A 24,757-nucleotide genomic window follows, 5' to 3' on the forward strand; every position below is an offset into this window, starting at 1 on the left:
ATGCCTACATGAGGTATTACGGATAACCTTTTTTTCTGCCAAACTCATATGCCGTTTCCCTATCGATATGCTCGTTTACAAAGAGGTGCTAACATTTGTACCCCTGATCATCTAACAAAAAGACACCCGTGTACGCCTCAGACTTCTCACTCCAACAATATGACGCCCCATCGCTAACACCTGTCTGTTTCGTAATTCTGACGCCTTGGATAAACTGAAAGCGCATACTTCCTTTGGAAAGGAGTCCAACGATATGAACTTTAATCTTAACACGGTACCCTTCAGCCGAAGAGGCACCTTTCTGGTTATTTCTGAACTACCTGAATCGGATGTCAGGGCGGAGGGACTTTACTTACGGACCGTGCGTGGTGGGGATGATAAATTTGGTGAAGCTTTTCAAATTGAACTGCTGGATGAGAGTAATCAGTATATTCCGTACGAGGCTAAGGCAGAGCCTGCACTGCTTCGATTGAATACGGATACCGACAATATCTATGCGGAGATCTGTATCACAGATGCCCGTACGGTCCGTTTCAAGAGCAGAGGATGTGGCATCCGCCTAACCTTCCGTACCTCAGCCTACGATTATGCTTATGAACATAGCGCAGGCAGTTGGGAAGTAAACAGCTTCACCCATGAATGCCGGTTCATGCTCACCCGGTTAACCGGGGCTCTCCGGATGGAGGTACCTTGGGACAAAATCAAAAGTTCCCGCATTGTGGCGGAGTTCATCCCTGAAGCGGGTACGGAAATTGCCGAGTTCGCGGTGGAAGAATTCCGCACGGTATGGGAACGGCGTGATGCCTGGACACCATGGGAGGAAGCGGTACTAGCGGTGCAACAGGAATATGACCAGTGGCTGGGTGCCAGCTTGACCGTTCCCGAACGCTGGCAAGACGGCCGTGAACTGGCGGCTTATATTACCTGGTCCTGTCTGGTTCCCGCGGAAGGATGTTTGACCCGGCCAGCAATGTATATGTCGAAGAACTGGATGACGAATATTTGGAGCTGGGATCACTGCTTCAATGCGATGGCTCTGGTCAGACATCACCCGGAGCTGGCCTGGGACCAGTTTATGATTTTCTTCGATCGCCAGGATGAGAGTGGCCTGATTCCGGACTTTATTAACGACAAGTACGAGCTTTGGAACTGCAACAAACCGCCTATTCATGGCTGGACGCTGGCCTGGATGATGCAGCGGACGGATTATATTAAGGAATCCCATCTTCGTGAAGTGTATGGGCCCTTGAGCAAGTGGACGAACTGGTGGTTCCATTACCGGGATAACGACAAGGACGGTATACCACAGTACAATCATGGAAACGATTCGGGTTGGGACAACAGTACTGCCTTTAATAACGGGATTCCGGTGGAGAGTCCGGATCTGGCAGCATTTTTAATCTTGCAGATTGAACTGCTTGCCGAAATTGCCGGGCTTCTGGGGCTTACCGACGAAAGCACCGCATGGAGACGATTAGGCGAGGAGACCCTGGAGAAAATGCTGCGTCATTTCTGGAAGGATGGAAGGTTCACCGCTTGCCGTTCTGGAACTCACGAAGCATCCGACGGCGACAGCCTGCTGCTCTTCGTGCCCATTCTGCTTGGCAAGCGGCTGCCGGAGCCAATCTTGCGCGCACTGCTGGATGGCCTGCGGGATGAGAGCCGTTTCTTGACGCCGAACGGCTGGGCTACAGAGAGTGTGAAGAGCCCTTACTACACGCCGGATGGCTATTGGCGGGGCCCGATTTGGGCGCCATCAACCATGTTGCTCGTGGAAGGTGTGGCCGCGGCGGGGGATGTTGAACTGGCAAGCGAGGTAGCCCGCCGATTCTGCAATATGCTGAACAAGAGTGGCATGGCTGAGAACTTCGATGCCCTGACGGGTCAAGGGCTTCGCGACAGGGCGTTTACTTGGACCTCAAGTGTCTTCTTAATCCTAGGGCACGAGTATACAACTTAAAAACATACGGGCACTTCCTCCTGGTCAAGACCGGCGTGAGGGGAAGTGCTTTCCCATTTTCCGAGATATTCCCGAGCGTGCCAGTCCGTGCTACACTTCAACTATAAAAATGAAATATATAAGGCGGGGATGAGAAGTCATGTGGAGTCATTTCTTTAAGAAGTTATATCATCGCTTCTCTATTCGCTCTTATTTCAGCATCCGGACTAAGCTGCTCTTTTGCTTTCTTATAGTCGCGATTATTCCGCTACTGTCACTAGGAGCCTTGAACTATTATCAATCCGCTATAGTCATCAACTCTCAATTCGGGAAATACGGGGAGAACACCGTGGCACAACTTGATCAGCAGATCAGCTCCGCTTTGAACCGGATGAATCAGACGACAGGAACAATTTATTCGTATCTCCTTGATCCTGCACGGGTGGGACTAGGTGATCACGTTCCAACTACGTATCAGGAGATTATGGATAAAGATGACTTCGAGGCGCTGCTTAAATCACTTAAGACGGATCTGACAAGAGGTATTTATCTGATTACCCGTTCTGGTTATTACTATGGAGAGAATAATCTGAATGTCAGTAAGCTTAATGATATCCCCGCCTGGCGGGCCCTTACTTATTCATCCAAAGGGCCCTATTGGCTGGGCTTCTATCCTATGAATCATGGCATGGAAGCTTCGGATACCGGAGAACCTATACTGGGGCTCGCTGTACGGATTAATAATCCGGCTGGAAACCAGCATGGAAGCACGATCTTAATTGAAGAGAATGCGCAGGTTCTTCTAAATATGTTCCATATGTTTGAAGAAGATACCAAAGCGCATTTGACGATAACTGATTCTGAAGGGCAACCCGTTTACCATTCAGATTCTCCATTCACTCCAGACGGTAGCGACGTGGTGTGGAATAGGACACTGGCAGCCAACGGATGGAAGATTGAAGCAAGATTGCCGGCCAAAGCATTTTATTTTTCCTCGAACCTGATCCGCTCCAACACAGTACTTGTAGCCATTGTTTCTTGTCTGCTTGCCTTTGGGCTAGCTTATATATTCTCATCGAAATTCACAGCTCGAATTCGCAGGCTGAAAGACTCGATGCAGAAGGTCAGCTTTGGCAAGCTACACACGAGGACCTTGGTGGAAGGCAAGGATGAACTCGGAAGTCTGGACACCAGTTTCAATCGTATGGTAGGGGGAATTCAATCCCTTGTCCAGGAAGTGGAGCAGAGTGAGCGGCTGAAGAAGGAGGCCGAGCTTAAGGCATTCCACTACCAAATTAATCCACATTTGCTCTTCAATACGCTGAATTCTATCCAGTGGAAAGCAAGGCTCCAAGGGGCAGAGGATATCCGCCAGATGCTCTATCATCTGACGATGGTGCTCGAAGGTAATCTGGATATCTCTCAGGAGTTGATCACACTAGGACGTGAACTCCGTATGATTGAGCATTTTCTGAAAATACAAGAGATCCGTTACGGGTCCGCATTCAGTTATGAACAGACCTGTGAAGAAGAGCTTAAGCCGTATCTGATTCCCCGTATGACCCTTCAGCCGCTCTTCGAGAATATCTTTTTTCATGGATTTGAAGATGGGAAGGGAAACATTTCGTTAAGTGTACTGGAGGAAGGCGAGCATCTGTTGTTAACATTGTCTGATGACGGTGCAGGGATCACTGAAGAGAAGCTGAAGGCGCTTATGCGTGCAAAGCCGGAAAGCAAACCGCAGGGACGCGGAGGACTCGGTGTTCAGAACGCGAATCAGAAGTTCAAGCTTCATTTCGGACAGCAGTATGGCTTGACGGTGCATTCTACGAAAGGTGAAGGCACTACTATCGTAATTCGGTGGCCCAAGAAGGAGGAGAGTCCGCATGGAGACAACCAAGACCATTAAAGTGTTAATTGCAGATGATGAGAGTATCGTGCGAAAAGGACTTCGCTCTACAATTCCTTGGCATAAGTATGGGATGGAAGTGGTGGCGGATGCGCCGAACGGCCTTAAAGCCTGGGAGGCCTATCAGATTCACCTGCCTCAAATAGTGATTACCGATATCGTCATGCCGGAGATGAATGGGATTGAACTGTTACGCAAAGTTAAAGAGGTCGATAAGGACACCCGGATTATTCTGCTGAGCTGTCACCGTGACTTCGAATTTGCTCAGCAGGGAATTAAGCTTGGGGCTTCAGGATATCTGCTTAAGACGGCCTTTGAAGATGAAGAGCTGGAAGGAATGCTGGAGAAGTTCCAGAGGGAGCTGACATCGTCTGCTCCCGTAGCGGATGCTGAAACAAGCGAAATCTATGGAGAACGTCTAGGCTCTCTCTTGTTTGCCTGGCAGAGTGGACACAGCAGCAAATTTGTTGACGAAATAGATAAGCTCATTAGGGAGAAGCTGCCGCTGAATAGGGAACCCTTGTACATTTATCTGATCAAGACCTGTGGATGCGATTGTACTTACCTGGATCTCGTCAAGCTTAATGAGGATGAGAATAGCCGGATGCCCCACAGTGCACCTGTTATCATCCCTTACGGTGAGGACCTTTGCTACTGGATTGTACCTGGTGACGAGCAGGAAATTGCGGACAGTCTGCTCGTTCAGATGAAAAGCCAAATCGAGAAGCTGAAATGGGCTAAGAGAGGACCGCTGGGCAACGCTGAAGATTTAAGCAAGGCCTTCATGGCGCTTCACAAGGAAGCGGAAGTCGAGAAGCTGCATGGTATTTCGTCTCAGGACTGGCCTGAACCGATCTGGAAGGCCGTGAAGCTTCTGCATGAGAACCCTGGAGCGGATTGGTCGGTTAGCGATTTGGCGAGCCAGGTGGGACTTAGCCGAAGCCATTTCTCGATCTTATTTAAGAAGACGGTTGGCGACAGCTTTGTGGCTTTTCAATATAAAAGGAAGCTTAAGCTTGCCAAGGTATTGCTGCGGGATACGCAGTTGACGATGCAGGATATTGCGGAGCGGACAGGGCTGGGCGACAGTAAATATTTCAGCAAATGGTTCAAGCGGTGCACGGGTCAGACGCCTAGTTATTACCGCATACAACAAAAAGACGCCGTGATTCGAACAGATGGACACCCCGATCTGTAAATCGAACAAAAGTACGCAAACATTCGAATAGATATCGGTTTTGAACCGCTTTCATAAAAGTTAAGATGAAAGCGGTTCAATTATTATTACCTCATTCAAAGGGGAGGCTGCCACAGTGAAAAAGAAAATTTCTCTTATTGTACTTGCCACTACGTTAATGGCAACTATGGTCACAGCTTGCGGGGGGAACAGTGAGCCTTCATCATCCACAGGTGCTGCAGGCTCAGGGGAGACGAAGACGCTTCGTTTTGCAACATGGGATACCGGAGACGCGCTCAAGATTGAGCAAGACATCGCCAAGAAATTCGAAGCAGCCCATCCGGGCACGAAGGTTCAGGTAGAGGCTTATGCAGACGGTTTTGACCAGAAGCTTGCCGCCGGATTCGGGGCAACCAATCCGCCAGATGTGATGTATATGTGGGATTTCCCGACCTATCATCAATCCCTGGAACCACTGGACAGCTATTCGAGCAAAGATAAAGAATTGAACATCGAGGATTTCTATCCGGGATTGTTCAACTATGGCAAAATTGACGGCAAGCTATATGGCATTCCGGCAGGGTTCACCACACGTGTGGTCTATTACAACAAGAAGTTGTTCGATGATGCCAAGATCCCTTATCCGAAGGATGGATGGACATGGACGGAGTTCCAGGACATCGCGGCCAAGCTCAGCGATAAGTCGAAGAAGCAGTACGGGTTCGGGGTTCGCGCAGAGAACGATACGTATGACCTTCAGAGCTTCGTATGGAGCAACGGAAGCTCGTTCATCTCTGATGACGGCAAAACGATTGAAGGATTTATGAACAGCAAAGAGACAGCTGAGTCTATCCAGATGCTCGGCGACATGGTTAAGAACGGCTCGGCTGTGCTGACCGGAGGCAAAGGCCAGCAGAGCGGAGATGACATTTTTAAAGCAGGTAAAATCGCTATGTGGGAGAGCGGTATCTGGCCGCTGGAATCGTTCAAGACGGCAGGCATAAATGTAGGTACGGTCGAAATCCCTGCGTTCCCGGGCAAACCGGTCAAAGGCGTGCTCGCGGAGTCCGCTTTGTCCATCGCCAAGGATTCGAAGCAGAAAGATCTGGCCTGGGAATTCGTGAAATTCTATGTGTCTAATGATTCGATCAAGATGCGTGTGGCAGATCTGCCTGTAAGGGTCAGTGTCGTAAACGAGCTGAAGAAAGATCAGGACCCGCTCTATAAACCGTATTACACAATGCTGGAACGTTCCAGCAATACACCTGCGTTCCTGCTCAATCCGAAATGGAATGAAGTGAACCGTCAGCTCTCTGCTGCGGTGGAAGCGGTTATGCACGGCAGCAATGCCCAGGAAGTGTTGAATCAGGCTGTTAAAGATAGTCAACGTTATTTGAAATAACACATTTACAGAAAGAAGGTTAAGAGATGGCTCAGACCTTTCTGCATCAAGCAGGGGAGCCTATGGCCCAGCTCAAGCCTACACGAAAACGTAGTTGGGGTAGGGCTGTTCCCTACCTCTTCATTTTTCCTTGGATCTTCGGATTCCTCGTGTTCACCTTGGGGCCATTGTTATTTTCCCTTATCATCTCTTTTTTTGATTGGCCGATTGTCGGCGAAGTACACTTTATCGGGTTTGGCAATTATGCGGAAATGTTTACGGATGACCCGTTATTCTGGACCTCACTCGGGGTCACCCTCAAATTTGCAGCTCTGTTCGTTCCATTGAACATCATTGTGGCGCTTGGGCTTGCGATTCTCTTGAATCAGAAGACACGGGGCAGTGCTATATTCCGAACCGCCTTTTATATTCCCTCCGTTATATCCGGTGTCGCTCTGGCTATGATCTGGTCTTGGGTGTACAGCGGTGATTACGGGATTCTGAATTACTTTCTGTCCCTGATCGGTATTCAGGGCCCTGATTGGCTCAATGATAAGCAATGGTCATTAGTAGCGATGGTGGTCGCAAGTCTCTGGGGACAAGGATCGATGATGCTGATCTTTCTGGCTGGCCTCAAAGGGATTCCGAGAGATCTTTATGAATCCGCTTCCATTGATGGGGCAGGTAAGCTCAGACAATTCTTCAGTGTGACGATTCCGATGATCACTCCGACGATTTTATTCAACTTAATTACATCCATCATTGCAGCCTTCCAGCAGCTGACCCTGGCTTTATTGCTGACCGGAGGCGGTCCAATGAAAGCAACCTATTTTTATGCCATGTACATGTATGAGAATGCGTTTAAGTATTTCAAAATGGGATATTCGGCAGCTAACGCCTGGTTCATGTTCCTGATCGTGCTCAGCTTGACCTTTCTTGTGTTCAAATCCTCGGAAGCCTGGGTGTTCTACGAAGGTGAAATGAAGAAGAATCCTCAGGAGAAACTGAAGGCTCAAGGAAGGAGACGTTCTTTGTGAAGAAAATACTCGTATACGTCCTGCTGCTCTTTTTTTCACTGTTGTTCATAGCCCCGCTGTTCTGGGCGGTTACGACTGCGCTCAAGTCACAGTCCGAGCTGTATCTTTTTCCACCTAAATGGATTCCTTCTGTATGGAAGTTCAGCAATTTTGCAGAGGCGTGGAACATTCAACCTTTCAATATGTTTCTGAAAAACACACTGATTATTACCATCCTATCGACGTTTGGTCAACTGATTTCATGCACGCTCGTAGCCTATGGATTCGCCAGATTTCAGTTCAAGGGCAGGGATTTTCTGTTCCTGGTTGTGTTGGCAACCATGATGATTCCCTGGGAAGTCACTATGATCCCGCAGTATATGCTGTTCAACGTTCTGGGATGGATTAATACGCTCAAAGCTCTTATTGTACCGTCTTTCTTCGGGTCCGCCTATTTCATTTTCCTGCTGCGGCAGTTCATTCTCACCATCCCGCGGGAGCTAGACGAAGCAGCTACAATCGACGGAGCCAATAAGCTGACCGTATTAACACGGATTATTGTCCCGCTGATGGGGCCTTCGCTGATCCTGGTCGCTGTGTTCCAGGTTATGGGATGTTGGAATGATTATCTGGGTCCGCTCATTTTCCTTAACGACCAGACGAAATACACATTGACCCTAGGGCTCTCACAGTTCAAAGGGATGTACGGTGTGGATATGCAGTCCATTATGGCGATTACAGTTCTGATCTCGATTCCGCCGCTGGCAATCTTCTTTTTCGCTCAACGCTACATCGTTGGCGGCATTGCGACTACGGGCATTAAAGGTTAATTCGCCGCAGCGGGTTCGGAAAATCTAATAACAGCACACAGCGCAGAGTAGAGAAAAGAGAGGAGAAATGAACCATGTCACAGCAAACTATCGGGAGGGATTGGGATGATCTTGGCATCCTTCAGCGAGGGCGGGCCAAAAGCCGGGCCTACTTCATCCCCTATTCTGACTGGTCAGGGGCACTAACTTACAATAGGGGAAGCTCCCCCTGGTTCAAATCCTTGAATGGCATATGGAAGTTCAATTATGCAAAGGGGCCAAAGTGGGCTCCGGATTATTTCTACGAGGAGGCGTATGATACTTCCGGCTGGGATGAGATTCAGGTACCAGGGCACTGGCAGCTACAGGGATACGGAACTCCACATTATACGGACCTATATTATCCGTTTCCAGCAGACCCCCCGCATGTGCCTGACGAGAATCCGACAGGCAGTTATGTTAGAGAGTTCATGCTGCCTGAATCCTGGAACGGACGGAATGTCGCCATTAAGTTCGACGGGGTGGATAGCGCGTTTCATATCTGGGTAAACGGCAAACCGGTCGGATACAGTCAGGGCAGCCGCCTAACCTCAGAATTCGATCTCACTCCTTATGTGAAACCGGGCCACAATACCTTAGCCGTTAGAGTGTACCAATGGTCGGACGGCAGTTATCTGGAAGATCAGGATATGTGGTGGATGAGCGGAATTTTTAGAGATGTGTATCTGCTCTCCGAGCCGTCTTCGCTCCGCATTGCCGATTATCGGATTATAACGGAACTGGATGAATCAAGCCGTGATGGGATCTTGTCTGTTCATGTGAACATACAAGGGGAAGCTGCTGAACAGGGCAGTCTGCGGCTTGAACTGCTTAAACGAAGTGGTGAATCTGTTGCATGGGCTGAGGATCGGGTTACTGCAGGAAAGAATGTGCAGCTTATAATGCCGGTAGGACAGCCGGAACTGTGGAGTGCGGAATCCCCCAATTTGTACCATCTGAAGATCACTTTGTTGGATGAAAGTGGAGATACGGTAGAGATGACGGCACAGCGGGTTGGATTCCGCACAGTTGAGGTGCGCGGCGGACAATTCTTGGTGAATGGAAAGGCGATTCAACTCAAAGGAGTCAACCGTCACGATCATCACCCGGATACAGGTCGCACAGTCACCGTCTCCACCATGCTACAGGACATCAAGATGATGAAGCAGCACAATATTAACGCTGTAAGAACCGCGCACTACCCGAATGATCCCCGGTTCTATGATCTGTGTGATGAGTACGGCTTATATGTTATGGAAGAGACCGATCTGGAGACACACGGATTCGAACTGCTAGGCAATATTTCCAGACTCAGCGATGATCCTGCCTGGCAGGAAGCCTACGTGGAGCGCGTTCAGCGAATGGTTGAGCGCGACAAGAATCATCCTTCCGTGATCTTCTGGTCGCTTGGGAATGAGTCCGGCTTCGGCTGCAATTTCCGTGCGATGGCGCAGTGGTGCAGAGAAGCTGACCCAACACGGCTTATTCATTACGAAGAAGATCGCGAAGCTGAGGTCTGTGATGTGGTAAGCACGATGTACTCCTCCGTTGAGAAGATGGAAGGATTCGGTCAGTTAACTGATCATCCAAAGCCGCATATTCTGTGTGAATTCGCGCATGCCATGGGCAACGGCCCCGGTGGATTAAGACCTTATTTTGATACTTTTGACAAGTACGATAGACTGCAGGGCGGCTTTGTGTGGGAATGGATTGACCACGGGCTGAGCTGGAAGACGGCGGATGGGAAGGCTGATTATGCTTATGGCGGGGACTTCGGGGATGTGCCCAATAACAGCAACTTCGTCATAGATGGTCTAGTCCGGCCGGACCGAACGCCATCACCGGGCCTGCTTGAATATAAGAAAATTATCGAGCCGGTTCGCGTCGAGTATATAAGCAGGAACAAGGTTAATGTGATTAACCGCTATGATTTCCTGACACTGGATCACCTATATGCTGATTGGAGCATTACCATGGATGGACGTACCGTTCAAAGCGGGGTTCTTGCACTGCCAGAGATTGAAGCGGGCGGACAGGCAGAAGTGGAGATTCCTTATGACCACAGTCTTGATGCTCTCCTTCGCAGTGAGGGTGCGGAACAGTGGCTGAACATCAGCTTTTCGATCGCCGCTGACTGTCTTTGGGCGGAGCAGGGGCATGAAGTGGCTTGGGCTCAGTTTCTAATGCAGGATGAGTTGGGAAATCGTGTTGGCGATAATCATACAGGGCATTCAGATGACCATTCCAATGCTGCTATCGGGATGAGAAGTCAGCAGATCAGGCGGAATCTTCACTGCACAGAAGCTGCTGGACAGATCATTCTCACAAATGAGGACTTCCGGATGATCTTTGACACGCGGAGCGGGCGAATCGATTCGCTTCGTCTGAATGGCAAGGAACTAATGAAAGCCGGACCGCGGCTGAATTTCTGGCGTGCACCGATCGACAATGACATGTATGTGCTACCGGACTGGCGCAAAGCACACCTGGACCGGCTAACAGAACGTGTTGATGAGGTTAGCTGGGCCTGGCTTGATGAAGGGAACATCCGCATCACTGTGAGTTCAAGGATTGCTCCGCCAGTTTTTGATTGGGGTTTCCGGTGTGTAATCACCTATACCGTAAACAGTATAGGGCAAATCACTATGGATGTGCAGGGCACACCGGAGGGCAAGCCGCCAGAAATGCTGCCTAAGATTGGACTCCAGATGGAGATTCCGGGCGACATGGATCGGGTGAAATGGTATGGCCGGGGGCCTGGTGAGAATTATTCGGACAGCAAAGAGGCAGGCCGTGTTGGAGTGTACACAGCTTCAATTGATGGACTATTCACTCCATATATATATCCGCAGGAGAATGGGAACCGGATGGATGTCAGATGGATATCCGTCACAGACGCATCCGGACTTGGTCTACTTGCTGCGGGTATTCCGACACTTGAATTCAGCGCGCGCCGTTATACGGATAAGGATCTTGAAGAGGCACAACATGCAAGCGAGCTTGTTCCGCGTGACTTTGTCACACTGAATCTGGATTACCGGCAGAATGGGCTGGGCAGCAACAGTTGTGGACCTGCCCAGATGCCGGATCATAAGGTAACATCGGAAGCTTTTACATTCCGTATTCTGCTCATTCCGTTTTTATCAGAAGATACCACGCCAGAGTGGCTTGCTAGACAAATGCTGTACGGGTTACCACAATCGCATCAATGAGAGGAGGGGTCAGAATGCTCCACACACAGGATGTACTCAATTTAAGCGGAAAGATAGCTGTTGTTACCGGAGGTGCTTCAGGTATTGGCCTTGCTACGGCCGGACTGCTTGCGGATTTCGGAGCACATGTGGTTGTGCTGGACATCAATGTAAGGCAAGGGGAGCAGGCTGTTCATGAGATGAAAGAGCGGGGAAGGAAAGGAAGCTTCCACCGCTGCGATGTCTCCTCTTCGGAGGACTGTAAGCGTGCTGCCTCAGAGATTGAGAACGCGTACGGCAAGGTCGATATTCTGTTCAATAATGCGGGGATTATCCGCCGTAAGACCGTTGTCGAGCTTGAGGAAGCCGACTGGGATCTGGTAATGGATGTATCACTTAAGGGAGTTTATCTACTCTCCAAATATTTAATCCCGGTGATGGAGCGCGGCGGCGGTGGCAGTATCATTAATACCGGCTCCGGCTGGGGCCTTAAAGGCGGGGACCGTGCCGCTTCCTACTGTGCAGCCAAGGCTGGAGTGGTCAATCTCACCCGAGCCATGGCTATTGACCACGGTTCCGCGAACATTCGCGTGAACTGCGTGTCTCCAGGCGACACGGATACGCCGCTTTTACGCGATGAAGCCAAGCAGCTTCAACAGGACGAAGCTACCTTCCTCGTAGCCTCTGCTGGGGGACGTCCATTGGAGCGATTGGGTACACCACGTGATATCGCAAATGCGGTATTGTTCCTAGCTAGCGATCTGTCTTCCTGGGTCACCGGAAGCGTACTCGTTGTGGATGGCGGCGGCATTGCCTAACGGTTAAAGAAATAAATACTTTAAATCAACCATTTAAGGACGGAGGCGTTAACCTTGTCTGAACATAGAACCTATGCCCATCCCTATATCCCGAATACAGCACCGGAAGTCCGTGAGGCAATGCTGAAGGAAATCGGCCTGAGCTCCGTCGACCAGCTGCATGATGCTATTCCAGACAGTCTGAAGCTTAAGCGGGAGATGAATCTTCCTCCAGCTATGAATGAATATGAGCTTCGTCGACATATCGAGGCTCTGCTTGCGAAGAACAAGCATGGCGCCGATTATATCAACTTTCTCGGGGCTGGCTGCTGGCAGCATTTCGTTCCGGCTGTATGCGACGAAATTAATCAGCGCTCGGAGTTCGTGACGGCTTATGCAGGAGAGCCTTACGAAGACCACGGCCGATTTCAGTCCTTGTTCGAGTATCAGAGCCTGATGGCCGAACTCGTCGATATGGACGTAGTTAATGTCCCTACCTTCGACTGGGCACAGGCAGCCTCCACGGCCATCCGAATGGCGGGCCGGATTACAGGCCGCAGGATTGCGCTACTATCCAGATCCGTCGATCCGGATAAAGCCAAGATCATTACCAATTACTGTACACCTGTAATGGAGATTAGGTACGTGGAAATTGATCCGGTGACAGGAAAAATAGATTTGGATGATCTGCAGGGCAAGCTTGAGGAAGGAACGGCGGCGTTCTACTTCGAGAATCCAGGTTATCTCGGAATTATTGAGGATCAGGGTGCTGAAATATCTGAGCTTGTGCACGCGGTAAATGCTATCTCTATTGTGGGCGTTGATCCAATCTCCCTTGGCGTACTGGAACCTCCAAGCCGTTATGGCGCTGATATTGTCTGTGGGGATTTGCAGCCGCTGGGCATGCATATGAACTATGGTGGGGGTCAAGCCGGATTCATCGCTACCCGGGATGAAGAGACTTATGTGATGGAATATCCGTCCCGCTTGTTCGGTATTGTTCCTACTGAAGTGGAAGGTGAATATGGCTTCGGTGATGTAGCCTATGAGCGTACATCCTTTGCCCAACGGGAGAAGGGGAAGGAGTCGGTGGGAACACAGACTGCCCTGTGGGGAATTACCGCCGGAGTCTATCTATCCCTGCTTGGACCAGTGGGGATGCAGGAAGTAGGAGAGACCATTATAAAGAAATCTCAATATGCGGCGAATAAGCTGTGTGCCATTTCTGGGGTCTCTTTGCGCTTTAAAGATACAGCCTTTTTCAAAGAATTTGTCTTAGATTTCAACGAGACTGGAATATCTGTTGCTGAGATTAACAAGCGTCTTTTGGAAGTAGGGATTTTCGGAGGAAAAGATCTATCCTCCGCATATCCCCAGTGGGGACAATGTGCTCTATACTGCGTAACTGAAATTCATATGCAGGCAGATCTGGACCGGCTTGCCTCAGCTATCGAGAACATTGTCTGCAAGAATTAATAGTACAGAAGAGTAGGAGGAAAGCCATGAAACGGATTCGTAGAGATCATAAGGTGCGCCGCTTTCACCAGGCCAAATGGGATGAACCGGTGATCTTCGAGCTTCACCGATCGGGTGAGCGCGGAGTGATCCCGCCGGGCACCGAGGCTGGGATTGCCGAGGTTGTCGGTCAAGGCTCCGCCCGAATTCCATCAGCGATGCGGCGAAAAGAAGCACCGGCGCTGCCCGAGATCGGTCAGGCCAAAGTTCTTAGGCATTATTTAAGACTCTCTCAAGAGACTTTGGGTTCCGACCTTAATGTAGAGATCGGACAGGGGACATGTACGATGAAATATATTCCCCGTATCAATGAAATGCTTATACGTACCCCAAATCTGATGGAACTGCATCCTCTGCAGGATGCTGGATCCGTTCAAGGAATTCTGGAAATCTACTATAGGCTGGACCAGGCGATGCGTGAAATATCAGGGATGAATGCGTTCTCGTTCCAGCCAAGCAGTGGCACCCAGGCCTTGCTGGCCATGGCTTCCATTGTACGCGCATATCATGATTCACGTGGCGAGGGAGACCAGCGGGATGAGATCATTACGACGATCTTTTCACATCCGTCCCAAGCGGCGACCGCAGCTGTTAAAGGATATAAGATTATTACACTGCATCCTGACGAAGACGGATTCCCGGATCTGGAGAAGCTGAAGAATGCCATTTCTGAACGCACGGCGGGTTTCGTCGTGGCCAATCCGGAAGACACAGGTATATACAATCATCGTATCCGTGAGTTCACGGACGTGGTTCATGAAGCAGGAGGAATCTGCTTCTACGATCAGGCGAACGCGAATGGGCTGCTGGGTATCACCCGGGCCAAGGAAGCCGGGTTTGACATGTGTTTCTTCAACCTGCATAAGACCTTTGCGGCACCTCACATGTGTGGAGGGCCGGCTACAGGCGCTCTTGGGGTAACCGATTCCCTTAAGCGTTTCCTGCCCGGTCCGCTTGTTGACTGGGACGGTAGTCGTTATGTCCTTGTAGAGCAAAGCGGTGATAGCATCGGCAAAGTCCGCAGCTTCCACGGCGTGGCCCAGACTGTACTTCGTTCCTACGCTTGGATTATGAGCCTGGGGCCAGACGGTCTTAAGAATGTGGCCCAAATCGCTGTACTGAATAATAACTACCTGTATCACAAAATTCTGCAAATCCGCGGAGCCAGCGCTCCTTACATCAAAGGTCGACGTCTTGAACAGGTAAGGTACAGTTGGAAGCAGCTTACGGATGAGACTGGGGTAACGACAGAAGACATCACCCGCCGGATGTGTGATTTCGGCCTGCATTATTGGACTTCCCATCATCCGTACATCGTTCCGCAGCCGTTCACCCTGGAGCCGACTGAATCTTATTCGAAGGAAGATCTTGATGAATATATCGAGGCGCTGTCCCATATTTCGAATGAAGCTTACACGCAGCCGCATATCGTCAAATTAGCTCCGCACAACAGCACCGTTCACCGGAATGTGGAATCTTCTCTTGATGATCCTGCAAAGTGGTGTATTACGTGGCGGGCTTATCTAAAGAAGACACAGCCGGAATAGGGCTTGGTCCCTACAATTAAAATATACATTTGAAAGTAGAGGGGCTCCGTTTGGAGCCCTTCCTATTTGACTGTATCACCAAAGAAAGGGGTTATGGGTATGTCTGGGTATATGAGGAACTTGCTGCGCCTGTCTGTCGGCGTCCGCCGGTTTCTTATGACCGAAGCCATGTATGGCATCGGCATCGGTATGTATTCGCTAGTTCTTAATTTGCATTTGCTGTCCAAAGGAATGAAGGAGGATGAAATCGGGCTGCTCATGTCCATAGGTATACTGATCATGGGTGCATTGGCTATTCCTGTATCCATATCGGCAAACCGTATAGGTCGTAAAAAGCTGCTAGTATCCGGCATCATGTTTATAGCGGCAGGAAGTGCACTTTATGCGATTGGCAATCATTCCGGCATATTCTATTTGGCTCAAACTTTGGTCTCGATTGGCCTTACTCTTGTGGAGACGACTGAGGTGCAGTTGCTATTTCACTATTGTGCCTCGCGCAAGGAAGAAGCAAGTGCCTTCTCCCTGATGTTTGCCGTGTTTACTGCATTTACAGGGGCAGGAACCCTGGTTGCCGGATACTTGCCGAATTCGGCTGATAGCGGGGATGGATATGGGCTTACGCTGCTGCTTGCTGCACTGGTTTTCGTTGTTCACAGTATGATTAGAGGACTCTGGCTTCCCTCTGAGGGGAAGGAAAGCGAAACGGTTAGAACCTCTGAAGTTCTGGAAGTGAACCGTGAAGTCTCTAGTTTGAGGAAAAAGCTGCCTTCCGGCACACTCTGGCTGTTCTCGGTATTCATGGCCCTGCTCGGAGGAGCGATAGCCATCACTGGGTCATTTCTTAATGTAATTGTGAAGTATAGACTGAACTGGATGGATGACAAAGTGTCCATTCTCCTGGCGGTAAGCGGAGTTGTTTTGTTTGCAGCTTCTTTAATGACGCCTTACGTATTAGAGCGTTTTGGCCACAATGTGGCGATCGTATCTGTCTTTTTGGTTAACATACTCGTGTTCGCCTCATTATCCTGGGCTATGCCAGTCTGGATGTTCACAATCGTGTTTCTGGTTCGCGGGGGAGGGCTTACGATGCTGTCTAATCTGCTGGATAGTCAGTTGATGTCTGCCTTTAAGGAGCGGGAGAGGAATCTCTACGCAGGGATGAGATCCGTATTTCGGAGCCTCGGATCATCCGGCGCCGCTCTGCTTACGGGATGGATTTTGATTGGACAGGATTATGAAATCCCCTTTTTTCTGACATCTGTAGTACTGCTTCTCTGTCTGGTTTATTATATCTGGTTCATCCGCCCAATTCTGGATAAAAGGCTGAAAGAATGAATGGCTGAATACAATGTTTAAGCTTGCAGCGTACCGCTTCTATTTGAATAAAAAAGCTATGCAAGTTATACTTTGATGAGAAATACGGACCCGCTTATCCTTTAACAGATCCGTCCTTAATAGGGTAGGGATCTTATTTTTCGTAGGTATAATTTCATTCAGATATGGAGGCGTAACCTTGCAGCTAATTAATCAATCCGAAATACAAGAGAGGATCGACCTGCTTAAAGATCAGGATCTATATATCCATCTTGAGATGACGACGGGAGCATACGCTGCCCATTTCGATAGTTCTAAGCACCCAGCGGCTACTTTCATTACTAATGCTGTGATCAAATATTCTCATGGTTCGATTTCCGGTCATGGACCTTATCGCGTAGGCCTAAAAATGTCACAAGGCTGGGTGTACTCGGAAGGACTAACTCACTATGAAGAGAGTGAGACCGAAAGATTAATTCTGGCCGGTCATGACAGCCAAGGCAAACTGGTCGTATCCTTGCAATTAAGCCGGGAGCCGTTCTAATGGTAGAGGAGATGAGGAGTTCAGTGGAAAGACATATTCTAGTTATATTACCGCATCCGGATGACGAGGCCTTCGGTATATCTGGAACACTAGCTAAAAATGTGCAAAACGGCACCCAAGTCACCTACGCTTGTCTGACACTTGGAGAGATGGGCCGGAATATGGGCGTGCCGCCATTTGCGAATCGGGTAACCCTCCCAGAGATCCGTAAAAAGGAGCTGGAAGAATCCTGCCGAGCGATTGGAATACAGGATTTGAGAATGCTTGGTTTCCACGATAAGACGATTGAATTTGAGGATCAAGCTCTGCTTGAGGGCCATATTGATGCGCTTCTGAAGGAACTTAACCCCTCACTGATCATTACGTTCTATCCGGGGTACAGCGTTCATCCCGATCATGATGCTACCGGAGCTGCAGTGGTTCGAACGGTTGGAAGAATGCCCAAGGCAGAGAGACCTCCTGTTCACTGTATAGCTTTCGCCAATAATATTGAAGAGATTGGAAAGCCTCAGGTTATCATTGAAGTGAAAGATTTCCTGAAGCAAAAGATGGCATCCATTCAGGCGCATAAATCCCAATTCCAAGCCGCTGAACTGTTAGGCAGCAAAACGCTAGAGGATAAAGAAATCCAAGATCGTTTTGGAACAGAGCATTTCTGGATCTATCCATTTGAATGATATTAAGTCCGAGCATAAACGCTCGGGCTTTTTCTTTGGGGCCCACTGCCGTGGTCAGGCTTCATTTTTCTAATATAAGGCATGAATATCTGTGTCTTTTTTCAAATATATGGTAAGGTTTAGGAGGGATCAACCAAACCGGTTTCGTCAGGCCAGGAGGTGTATTCGTTTGAAAAAATCATATTTCAATCTCATTTGTGGAATAGTCATTCTTTTGCTGGTATTCACTGCATGCAGTAAGGAAAGACCCAAGTATGCTGAGCTTTTCACACATGTGGAAGAGCATCGGGCTGTGTTCATGCAGCCGCGTGAAGAAGGGCTTGCTGCTTTGCAAATTGCGGATGCAGTGGGTGAATACGATACAACCTTGGGTACAATTATGCAGGATGATATCTTATCCGTGAATCAAAAGGAGTTTATACAGCAGATTGTGGTAGATGTTAAGACCAATAAAATCATTGGTTACCGGGTAGGAACGGTCTTTCCCAGATCGGAAAGCGGTTATCAAGATGCGAGAGAACTGGTACGTGCTTTTATGAACCAATACAAACCTGCGGATGAGGAGGCGGCTGAAAAAGTCGAAAAATCTATCCTAACGATTGACAGGATGACTCTTCCGCTAAAGCCATTAACTGGCTCTATCGAAGAATCATGGTCATACGGCAAGGGCGAGGATAAATTGTATATAACCTACAGGATGTCGAACAGTTTTCAAAGTGATGATGAATTGCCTTTGAACTTTTATTTCAGCTATGAGGGGGAGTAAGGAACGAAGAGATAAGATGTGATTTACAAAAAAATACACAAAGACTATTATATTTCTATAGGTAATTATATCCTTTTTTTCCTAAACAATTGTTCGGACTAAATAACTGGAGGATCAAATGAAAAAGCACGACAAAATCATTTCCTTCATCTTCATACTTGTTATGATGGTGACGGCTATTTACTGGGCCATTTCGACTCAGAGCTGGACCATGTTGGGCACCCTCGCTTCTGTGGTCTGTTTCGGGCTTTTTGTGCTATTGGGGCTCCGCACTATACCTGTATTGACGGATTTTGTTTTGACGAATCCAGCACCTGAAGTGACTTGGAAGAGTAAGGAGCAGGATAGAAGACAGGCTTGGCTTTATATTATTGGATGGATATTGGCGAGTCGTATCCTGCTTATGCTCATCGGGTATTCATTTTTGATCATACAGAATGGCTATTCAGGTGGTCTGCTTAGCAAAATGGCAGAGACTTGGCATATCTCTGGAATCGATGCTTCTAGTTATCTGGGGATTGCCGAGAACTGGTACGTAACGGAGGGAGATCCAAAGTTCCATATTGTATTTTTTCCCTTTTTCCCAAATCTAATTAAAGTAGTTCAAGTATTCGTAGGCAATTATCTTGTCGCTGGATTCATCGTTTCCAATATCTCATCGATTGTCGCTGCATTGGTTGCTTATGAACTGGCAGCATTAGACATGCATCGAAAGAATGCCATGCGGGTCGTGAAATACATTTTCATATTCCCTGCCGCGTTCTTTTTCTTCATTCCGATGACCGAGGCTCTATTTCTGGCATTATCTTTGATGTGTTTATATTTTGTGAGAAAAAAGGAATGGCTGATCGGATGCTTATGCGGTGCACTTGCAGCTTATACACGTTCTCCCGGAGTGCTTCTGATTGTACCGGTTGCGATTGAATTTGGACGGGATCTGATAGGCAACTATAAGCTATTAAGTAAAAAAGTCTTTATACATAGAATCATCAGCGCTGTATGTTTTCTCGCTATCATATCAACGGGCTTGCTGGCCTATCTGTTTATTAATTATCACGTGACGGGAAATGCGTTTCAGTTCAGTATTTACCAGAGAGAGCATTGGTCTCAGCGGTTTTATCTCTTTTTTGATACGGTAAGATATCAGATGGAATACGCTGTGGGCACCTTTAAGAGTGGAGATAGTCGTTCTTTTCTCGGCTTATGGCTGCCTAATTTAATCGCTATATTCTCAGCACTAATTATCATGTTTATGGGTGCAAAAAAGATACGACCTTCATACACCGCCTATTTCATCGTGTATTTTGCGTTCGTAGTCGGAGCTACCTGGCTGCTGTCAGCCCCGCGGTACTTGCTTGTTGCATTTCCACTAGCTTTTGCTGCTGTCGCGCTCACTGAAGAGAAATCAAAGGATGCTATCCTTACTGTAGTTTCTGTTGCGGGGAGTCTTTTGTATTTAGCGATGTTTGTGGCAGGATATCCAGTGTATTGAGGAATCATGTTAAAATAGGGGGGGACGCTTAAACGCGTTCTCCTTTTTTTTGCGAATAACCTTATAGAAACGATGGTGGGTATGAAGATTGAGTACGACAATCAGGTGATCGAGTTTAATGTTCAATATGGAAACGGCAAGAAAATCTCCATTCACATAGATTCTTCAGGGCGTATAACGCTCAAAGCTCCCAAGAAAACAAGTGAAGAGACGATTAAAAGCGTGGTTGAGCGTAATGGGAAATTAATAGTGGAGAAGCTGCAAAGTATTGAAGCGAACCGAGAAACACCAAAGCTCAAAGAGTATGAAGACGAGGGTAAGTTCCTGTATCTAGGCAAATATTATTCGCTGCAAGAGCTAATAGAGACAGGGGATTTAAATGAGGAAGAGCTTAAACTTAAGCTGAAGAAATTCTATTTCGCTAGCTGTAAGAAGGTTGTAGGTGAACGGATCAATAAATATCAGACACAGCTTAGAGTAAAGCCTAAGACGATTGACATTGTTGAGTCTAGAACCAAGTGGGGAAGCTGTAGCTCGGATAAAAAGCTAACCTTTAACTATCGCCTAGCGATGGCTCCAGTGGAAGTTATCGATTATGTAATCATCCATGAACTGTGTCATTTACTTCATATGAATCATGACCGCTCTTTTTGGCGAAAGGTTGGAAGCCTCATGCCGGATTATAAGGAGAAGGAGGAGTATTTAGCTAGATATGGGCGTGCTATGACGCTGTGATAATCAGAGAGTAATTCAGATGGTCCATTTTCTGGTGAATAAAAGGAAGGGAAGAGGTAAAACTATGTTCACAAAATAGAACTGGAAGAAATTTAAATGCGGAGGTAAATGATGATACAGAATAAAGGAAATTCACAACGCCAGATTCGAACTTCAATTCTTTGTTTGATCTGTGCCTGCACCGTCCTATTAAGTGGCTGCTCTAAAGCTGCCAATGAAACCACACAAGTAACTCCAACGCCTATAACAGAAGCCACTGCACCTGCGGCTACGAACAATGCAACAGAACAACCCAATGCATCATCCGGTACAAATACAGAGGGACTTCCGGCGGATGTTAGCGTTCAGAGAGTCATTAAGGAAGTCACTTTAAAGGACGGCTATCATAAAAAGATTGAGCTGCTGACAGACGGCGGCAAGCGGGTTACCATTACGGATCCGAGCCAAAAGATTGTTTTGCAGCAGATTGAATATGATGGGAAGATTACTACGTCTAATGGTAAACAGGTTACCGTTAAAGTCGAAGGTGGGGGAGAGCAGACCCTAACCATCCCCGATCATGTAGTGATCGAAGATGAGGACAAGCTTGGACTGATGCCAGGTGTTGATATCGAGTGGACAGTGAATGCCGAGGGGCAAATCGAAAGTGTTGAACTGGAGGATTAAAGAGATACAGAGGTGGCTGGCTAAATGAAATTTCTAATCGTATTTGGCAGTATAGTGGTTCCCGTCGCCATGCTAATGATACAACGGAAATGGATAAAGTGGCGTATTGTTTTTAATGTAACTTCTGTGTTGTCTACGCTTATTTTAGGTAATATTTCTGCCCTAGCTATATATGAAATATTAAGAGATAACACGGTATTTATGACCTCGATCCATGCGATTTTTTTGAATCCAATGTTTCTTTTAACGGGAGCATATCTTGGAGTATATCTGGTCTATCGCTTGATGTTGATGACGTATGAAGAAGTATATGTATGATGTAGTTAAAAAAGGAGTGTCCCCGTGAAGGGACACTCCTTTTTTATATTATACAGCGAAAGCTAAGAAGACTTTCCTACAACGTTTGTTCCACTCTTCGTGATCTTGTACGTAAGGATATCACCATTCCAGAAGTGGAATTTCAAGATGACCTCTCCATCTTTAACATCTTTAAAGAAGGCTGGAAGCAGCTTGATTTCTTTCGTGTTATAAGAGGGTGAGAACGTATTGCCGAACTCCTTGAATGGTGTCCAGTCTTGCGGGCCTGCATTGCCACCAGCGGTATAGACAGCCTCCATCGTGGCAAGCTGGTTACCATTAAAGGTAGTTGGAATCACAAACGATTCAGTCGTACCTTTGGCATCACTTAATTTGGCAGTGTCATTCACGATGATCTTTAGTCTCCACGCAACACCTTTGTTGAATTTCAACGTTAACACAGCATTTTCACCGTATTTTTGGGAAGCTGTGAGTTTTTTGAGTTGGCTGGCTTTGAGTGTCAGCTCCTCGCCATTCAAGGTGTAATCTTTTCCCTTTGTTAGATACTTCCCATTTGCACTAATCGTGGTTAGCTTATTGCCGTTTAGGTTCAGCTTCACCTTGGTGTCTTTGATCGCTGCACCTTTTTTTAGATAGACCAGATCGCTTTCAGTGCTGGAGGAACGTTCCTTCAGACCAGACATTAATACACCCTGCAGCTCAGAATCGGACCACTTATACGTTTTGCGGTTGAAATGCTGCCCATTATCCCAGAGCATGGAGGTCATTTTCTTTTCTTTTAAATAATAGGTAAGGTACTCGAAGAATTTCAGCTTCTCGCCTTGTTCAATCACACCTGTATCTTTATCGAATCCTAGCAGTCCAAACTCACCAACGATAACAGGGATTCCTTTGGCTACGAAAGTGTTGTAAACGTTATCAAAAGTTTGGGTGATATCGTTTTTTGTATCTTTTTCAAACGTGGTGTAACCAGCGATATTCACACTGAACGGCCAGAAGCCATAGTAGTGAACGGTCGCAATTATGTTCGGATCGTTAAGAGCTGTAATCGTCTTGTAGAGCTGATCCATTCTAGGTTGGGTAGGAGAAGTCTCTAATGAAGGTAGCACTAGCGGACGGACATCATTTTTTCCACCTGAGTTTCGAACGATCTGATGGAAGGAATTGTTGAGCTCTGCAAGCATTTGTTCCATCTTCGCTTCATCCGTACTTCCGCCATCCGTGAAACGAGGTTCATTAATGCTTTCGAACATCAGCTTATCGGATTTATCCTTGAAGCGGTCCGCAATTTGAGTCCATGCTGCATTATAACGCGCCAGCGTCTCATCATGCTTCTCTTCCATATGACTTACCCATAACCAGGAGTCGTGATGGACATTGATCATTACATATAACTTGGCGTCTAGCGCCCAGCCTACAACTTCTTCGACACGGTTGAGGTAAGCTTGATCAATGGTGTAGTTCGGTGCTTCACCTATGTGTGAATCCCAAGTGATAGGAATCCGGATACTTTTGTAGCCTTGTGCGGCGATTTTCTTAATCAGTTCTTGGGTCACACGCGGATTGCCCCAGGAGGTTTCATCCTCACCTGTAGCATCTAGAGTATTGCCAAGGTTCCAACCGGGCTGCATATCGTCTACATAGGATTGGATCTTACTCTTTGGTGCTGCCTTAGCTTGTTGCTCGTCCTTAGTGGCAGCGGCGGCAATGGATGAGAACAAAGAGAGCAGAAGAGCGGTGACAAGGGTCAATGATAAGAATGATTTCTGGATTCGAGTAGTCATTGAATTCTCCTTTGTAAGATCATTTTTGAGGATGCTTAAACCTGACCTTCCTTAGTACTTTGGTGCTTAGATGAACACGTACACCTCCATGAATTCATTGTAAACGCTTACCAAATACCCTAACATAGAATAATTTCAACGAGTACCTTACTAATTTGTGGTAAATTCATATATGAATTAGTGATTTGTAGTGATTCCAAAGTTATGGAGGGCAATCCAGTGAGCAGATTTCATTACATAGGCTCGGCTACAGAGCTTCCGTTAGGAGAAAGAGGCAGTGTACCGTCAGCAAAGACATATAATGAAGTGAAAAATTCCCCGGAGTATAAGAAACAAAGAGAGGCTCAGCGCCTGCAAGGTATAATTCCTTTGGATGACATCGCAGATCTATCTCATTTAAGAGATGAGGATTGTCTTGTATACGACTCGGAAGAAGATGCAGCGGGTATTTTTATAGAGGAACTTGGGTATTGGAACGATGAGATTCGCAAGCATTTTCGGAGTCCATATGTGTTTCGGATTTCACCGAATTGGGGCGGCTTCTCTGTATCCCCTAAGCTAAAAGATACTCTACCGGGATCGTATAACGCCTCACTCAAGTGTTGTCGGGAGTTATTTAGGCTTATGACAGATTATGGGGTATCTGGTGCCGAGTTTGAGCTTTATACATGCTGGGCTGAGGAAGAAGGGCTCCCACGTAATAAAAAGTATGATCGAATCTTTGATTTGGCCTCTTTGTCACTGGAGGATGGTTTTGAGCTGAGAGAAAAAGAGTATATTGTGGTTAAAATGATTTGATATTCAATAGGATTATCGCTAACTACTCGTTATACAAAAAACAAATATTGCATGACAAAAGCATATATATTAGATATGATGAAGCATGGAAAAATTAATATTAGCAATAGGTGCCAATTATGAATGTTTCGGAAATACAATCATAGATTGGTTAAATGGAAAGCGGGTGTGAATCCCGCGCGGTCCCGCCGCTGTGAAAGAGGAGTCCTTGCAAGGTACCACTGGGAAACTGGGAAGGTAGCAAGGGTGATGATACTTGAGCCAGAATATCTGCCTGTTTCTGATACACCGTTAAACTCTACGAGCGATAGAGAGGTGTTTGATATAGTATATGCCTGCTATT

20 protein-coding genes and 1 riboswitch are annotated in these 24,757 nt (G+C 47.4%); of the genes, 19 read left to right on the forward strand and 1 reads right to left on the reverse strand.

From position 1 onward, the window contains the following. Positions 1-253 precede the first annotated feature (253 nt). The 18 genes from MKX35_RS25495 (at position 254) to MKX35_RS25580 (ending at position 21,832) form a co-directional block, all read left to right on the forward strand. Complete coding sequence (locus tag MKX35_RS25495) at positions 254-1,960, forward strand: amylo-alpha-1,6-glucosidase (RefSeq protein ID WP_076300298.1); 1,707 nt, start codon at positions 254-256, stop codon at positions 1,958-1,960. Positions 1,961-2,099: 139 nt separating this feature from the next. Further along, a complete protein-coding gene (locus MKX35_RS25500) occupies positions 2,100-3,848 on the forward strand; it encodes a sensor histidine kinase (RefSeq protein ID WP_076300299.1) in 1,749 nt (582 codons plus the stop codon). After that, positions 3,826-5,046, forward strand: a complete 1,221-nt coding sequence (locus tag MKX35_RS25505; RefSeq protein WP_076300300.1) for a response regulator transcription factor — start codon at positions 3,826-3,828, stop codon at positions 5,044-5,046. Before MKX35_RS25500 ends, MKX35_RS25505 begins: the two co-directional genes overlap by 23 nt. A 157-nt stretch (positions 5,047-5,203) precedes the next feature. Beyond that, on the forward strand, positions 5,204-6,427 hold the full coding sequence (locus tag MKX35_RS25510; protein WP_179085840.1) for an ABC transporter substrate-binding protein: 1,224 nt from the start codon (positions 5,204-5,206) through the stop codon (positions 6,425-6,427). A 62-nt stretch (positions 6,428-6,489) separates the two neighbouring features. Next, the gene (locus tag MKX35_RS25515) at positions 6,490-7,443 is read left to right on the forward strand and encodes a carbohydrate ABC transporter permease (RefSeq protein WP_076300324.1); all 954 of its coding nucleotides are present in this window, start codon (positions 6,490-6,492) and stop codon (positions 7,441-7,443) included. Further along, the gene (locus MKX35_RS25520; protein ID WP_076286144.1) at positions 7,440-8,252 is read left to right on the forward strand and encodes a carbohydrate ABC transporter permease; all 813 of its coding nucleotides are present in this window, start codon (positions 7,440-7,442) and stop codon (positions 8,250-8,252) included. Before MKX35_RS25515 ends, MKX35_RS25520 begins: the two co-directional genes overlap by 4 nt. Positions 8,253-8,326: 74 nt before the next feature. Further along, on the forward strand, positions 8,327-11,482 hold the full coding sequence (locus tag MKX35_RS25525) for a glycoside hydrolase family 2 TIM barrel-domain containing protein (RefSeq protein WP_076300301.1): 3,156 nt from the start codon (positions 8,327-8,329) through the stop codon (positions 11,480-11,482). A gap of 14 nt (positions 11,483-11,496) precedes the next feature. Then, positions 11,497-12,279 (forward strand): SDR family NAD(P)-dependent oxidoreductase, encoded by a 783-nt coding sequence (locus MKX35_RS25530; protein WP_076300302.1) that lies wholly within the window; start codon positions 11,497-11,499, stop codon positions 12,277-12,279. A gap of 54 nt (positions 12,280-12,333) precedes the next feature. Further along, the gene (gene gcvPA, locus MKX35_RS25535; RefSeq protein WP_076300303.1) at positions 12,334-13,734 is read left to right on the forward strand and encodes an aminomethyl-transferring glycine dehydrogenase subunit GcvPA; all 1,401 of its coding nucleotides are present in this window, start codon (positions 12,334-12,336) and stop codon (positions 13,732-13,734) included. A gap of 26 nt (positions 13,735-13,760) precedes the next feature. Further along, positions 13,761-15,320: an aminomethyl-transferring glycine dehydrogenase subunit GcvPB gene (gene gcvPB, locus MKX35_RS25540; protein ID WP_076300304.1), complete on the forward strand. Its 1,560-nt coding sequence runs from the start codon at positions 13,761-13,763 to the stop codon at positions 15,318-15,320. Positions 15,321-15,419: 99 nt separating this feature from the next. Further along, positions 15,420-16,655, forward strand: a complete 1,236-nt coding sequence (locus tag MKX35_RS25545; RefSeq protein ID WP_076286149.1) for an MFS transporter — start codon at positions 15,420-15,422, stop codon at positions 16,653-16,655. 178 nt (positions 16,656-16,833) lie between these two features. After that, positions 16,834-17,178 (forward strand): YojF family protein, encoded by a 345-nt coding sequence (locus tag MKX35_RS25550; RefSeq protein ID WP_076286150.1) that lies wholly within the window; start codon positions 16,834-16,836, stop codon positions 17,176-17,178. A gap of 23 nt (positions 17,179-17,201) precedes the next feature. Continuing rightward, positions 17,202-17,855, forward strand: coding sequence for a bacillithiol biosynthesis deacetylase BshB2 (gene bshB2 / locus MKX35_RS25555; RefSeq protein ID WP_076286179.1), 654 nt, complete (start codon positions 17,202-17,204; stop codon positions 17,853-17,855). Positions 17,856-18,024: 169 nt separating this feature from the next. Next, positions 18,025-18,621 carry a hypothetical protein gene (locus tag MKX35_RS25560; RefSeq protein ID WP_076286151.1) on the forward strand — a complete coding sequence of 199 codons (597 nt, stop codon included), beginning with the start codon at positions 18,025-18,027 and terminating at the stop codon, positions 18,619-18,621. A gap of 118 nt (positions 18,622-18,739) precedes the next feature. Beyond that, positions 18,740-20,113: a hypothetical protein gene (locus tag MKX35_RS25565; protein WP_076286152.1), complete on the forward strand. Its 1,374-nt coding sequence runs from the start codon at positions 18,740-18,742 to the stop codon at positions 20,111-20,113. Between the two features lie 81 nt (positions 20,114-20,194). Further along, positions 20,195-20,848, forward strand: coding sequence for a M48 family metallopeptidase (locus MKX35_RS25570; RefSeq protein WP_076286153.1), 654 nt, complete (start codon positions 20,195-20,197; stop codon positions 20,846-20,848). A gap of 108 nt (positions 20,849-20,956) precedes the next feature. After that, a complete protein-coding gene (locus MKX35_RS25575; RefSeq protein ID WP_143759536.1) occupies positions 20,957-21,514 on the forward strand; it encodes a hypothetical protein in 558 nt (185 codons plus the stop codon). A 24-nt stretch (positions 21,515-21,538) separates the two neighbouring features. Next, the gene (locus MKX35_RS25580; RefSeq protein ID WP_076286155.1) at positions 21,539-21,832 is read left to right on the forward strand and encodes a transposase; all 294 of its coding nucleotides are present in this window, start codon (positions 21,539-21,541) and stop codon (positions 21,830-21,832) included. Positions 21,833-21,894: 62 nt separating this feature from the next. On the opposite strand, the gene MKX35_RS25585 is transcribed toward MKX35_RS25580, so the two are convergent. Further along, positions 21,895-23,616, reverse strand: a complete 1,722-nt coding sequence (locus MKX35_RS25585; RefSeq protein ID WP_076286156.1) for a cellulase family glycosylhydrolase — start codon at positions 23,614-23,616, stop codon at positions 21,895-21,897. A 219-nt stretch (positions 23,617-23,835) separates the two neighbouring features. Here MKX35_RS25585 and MKX35_RS25590 point away from each other — a divergent pair, with 219 nt between their 5' ends. Further along, entirely contained in the window at positions 23,836-24,414 is a 579-nt protein-coding gene (locus MKX35_RS25590; RefSeq protein ID WP_076286157.1) for a hypothetical protein, read from the forward strand. Positions 24,415-24,505: 91 nt separating this feature from the next. Beyond that, positions 24,506-24,706: riboswitch (cobalamin riboswitch) on the forward strand. The last annotated feature ends 51 nt before the right edge of the window (positions 24,707-24,757 follow it).

It is taken from the genome of Paenibacillus sp. FSL R5-0923 (assembly GCF_038009145.1).
Classification (GTDB): Bacteria; Bacillota; Bacilli; order Paenibacillales; family Paenibacillaceae; genus Paenibacillus_AQ.

What these genes read in the sequence shown, in the direction of transcription:
- MKX35_RS25495 (WP_076300298.1), top strand. Translation starts at nt 254, where the DNA reads ATGAACTTTAATCTTAACACGGTACCCTTCAGCCGAAGAGGCACCTTT.
- MKX35_RS25500 (WP_076300299.1), top strand. Translation starts at nt 2,100, where the DNA reads ATGTGGAGTCATTTCTTTAAGAAGTTATATCATCGCTTCTCTATTCGC.
- MKX35_RS25505 (WP_076300300.1), top strand. Translation starts at nt 3,826, where the DNA reads ATGGAGACAACCAAGACCATTAAAGTGTTAATTGCAGATGATGAGAGT.
- MKX35_RS25510 (WP_179085840.1), top strand. Translation starts at nt 5,204, where the DNA reads ATGGCAACTATGGTCACAGCTTGCGGGGGGAACAGTGAGCCTTCATCA.
- MKX35_RS25515 (WP_076300324.1), top strand. Translation starts at nt 6,490, where the DNA reads ATGGCCCAGCTCAAGCCTACACGAAAACGTAGTTGGGGTAGGGCTGTT.
- MKX35_RS25525 (WP_076300301.1), top strand. Translation starts at nt 8,327, where the DNA reads ATGTCACAGCAAACTATCGGGAGGGATTGGGATGATCTTGGCATCCTT.
- MKX35_RS25530 (WP_076300302.1), top strand. Translation starts at nt 11,497, where the DNA reads ATGCTCCACACACAGGATGTACTCAATTTAAGCGGAAAGATAGCTGTT.
- gcvPB (WP_076300304.1), top strand. Translation starts at nt 13,761, where the DNA reads ATGAAACGGATTCGTAGAGATCATAAGGTGCGCCGCTTTCACCAGGCC.
- MKX35_RS25545 (WP_076286149.1), top strand. Translation starts at nt 15,420, where the DNA reads ATGTCTGGGTATATGAGGAACTTGCTGCGCCTGTCTGTCGGCGTCCGC.
- MKX35_RS25565 (WP_076286152.1), top strand. Translation starts at nt 18,740, where the DNA reads ATGAAAAAGCACGACAAAATCATTTCCTTCATCTTCATACTTGTTATG.
- MKX35_RS25570 (WP_076286153.1), top strand. Translation starts at nt 20,195, where the DNA reads ATGAAGATTGAGTACGACAATCAGGTGATCGAGTTTAATGTTCAATAT.
- MKX35_RS25575 (WP_143759536.1), top strand. Translation starts at nt 20,957, where the DNA reads ATGATGATACAGAATAAAGGAAATTCACAACGCCAGATTCGAACTTCA.
- MKX35_RS25580 (WP_076286155.1), top strand. Translation starts at nt 21,539, where the DNA reads ATGAAATTTCTAATCGTATTTGGCAGTATAGTGGTTCCCGTCGCCATG.
- MKX35_RS25585 (WP_076286156.1), bottom strand. Translation starts at nt 23,616, where the DNA reads ATGACTACTCGAATCCAGAAATCATTCTTATCATTGACCCTTGTCACC.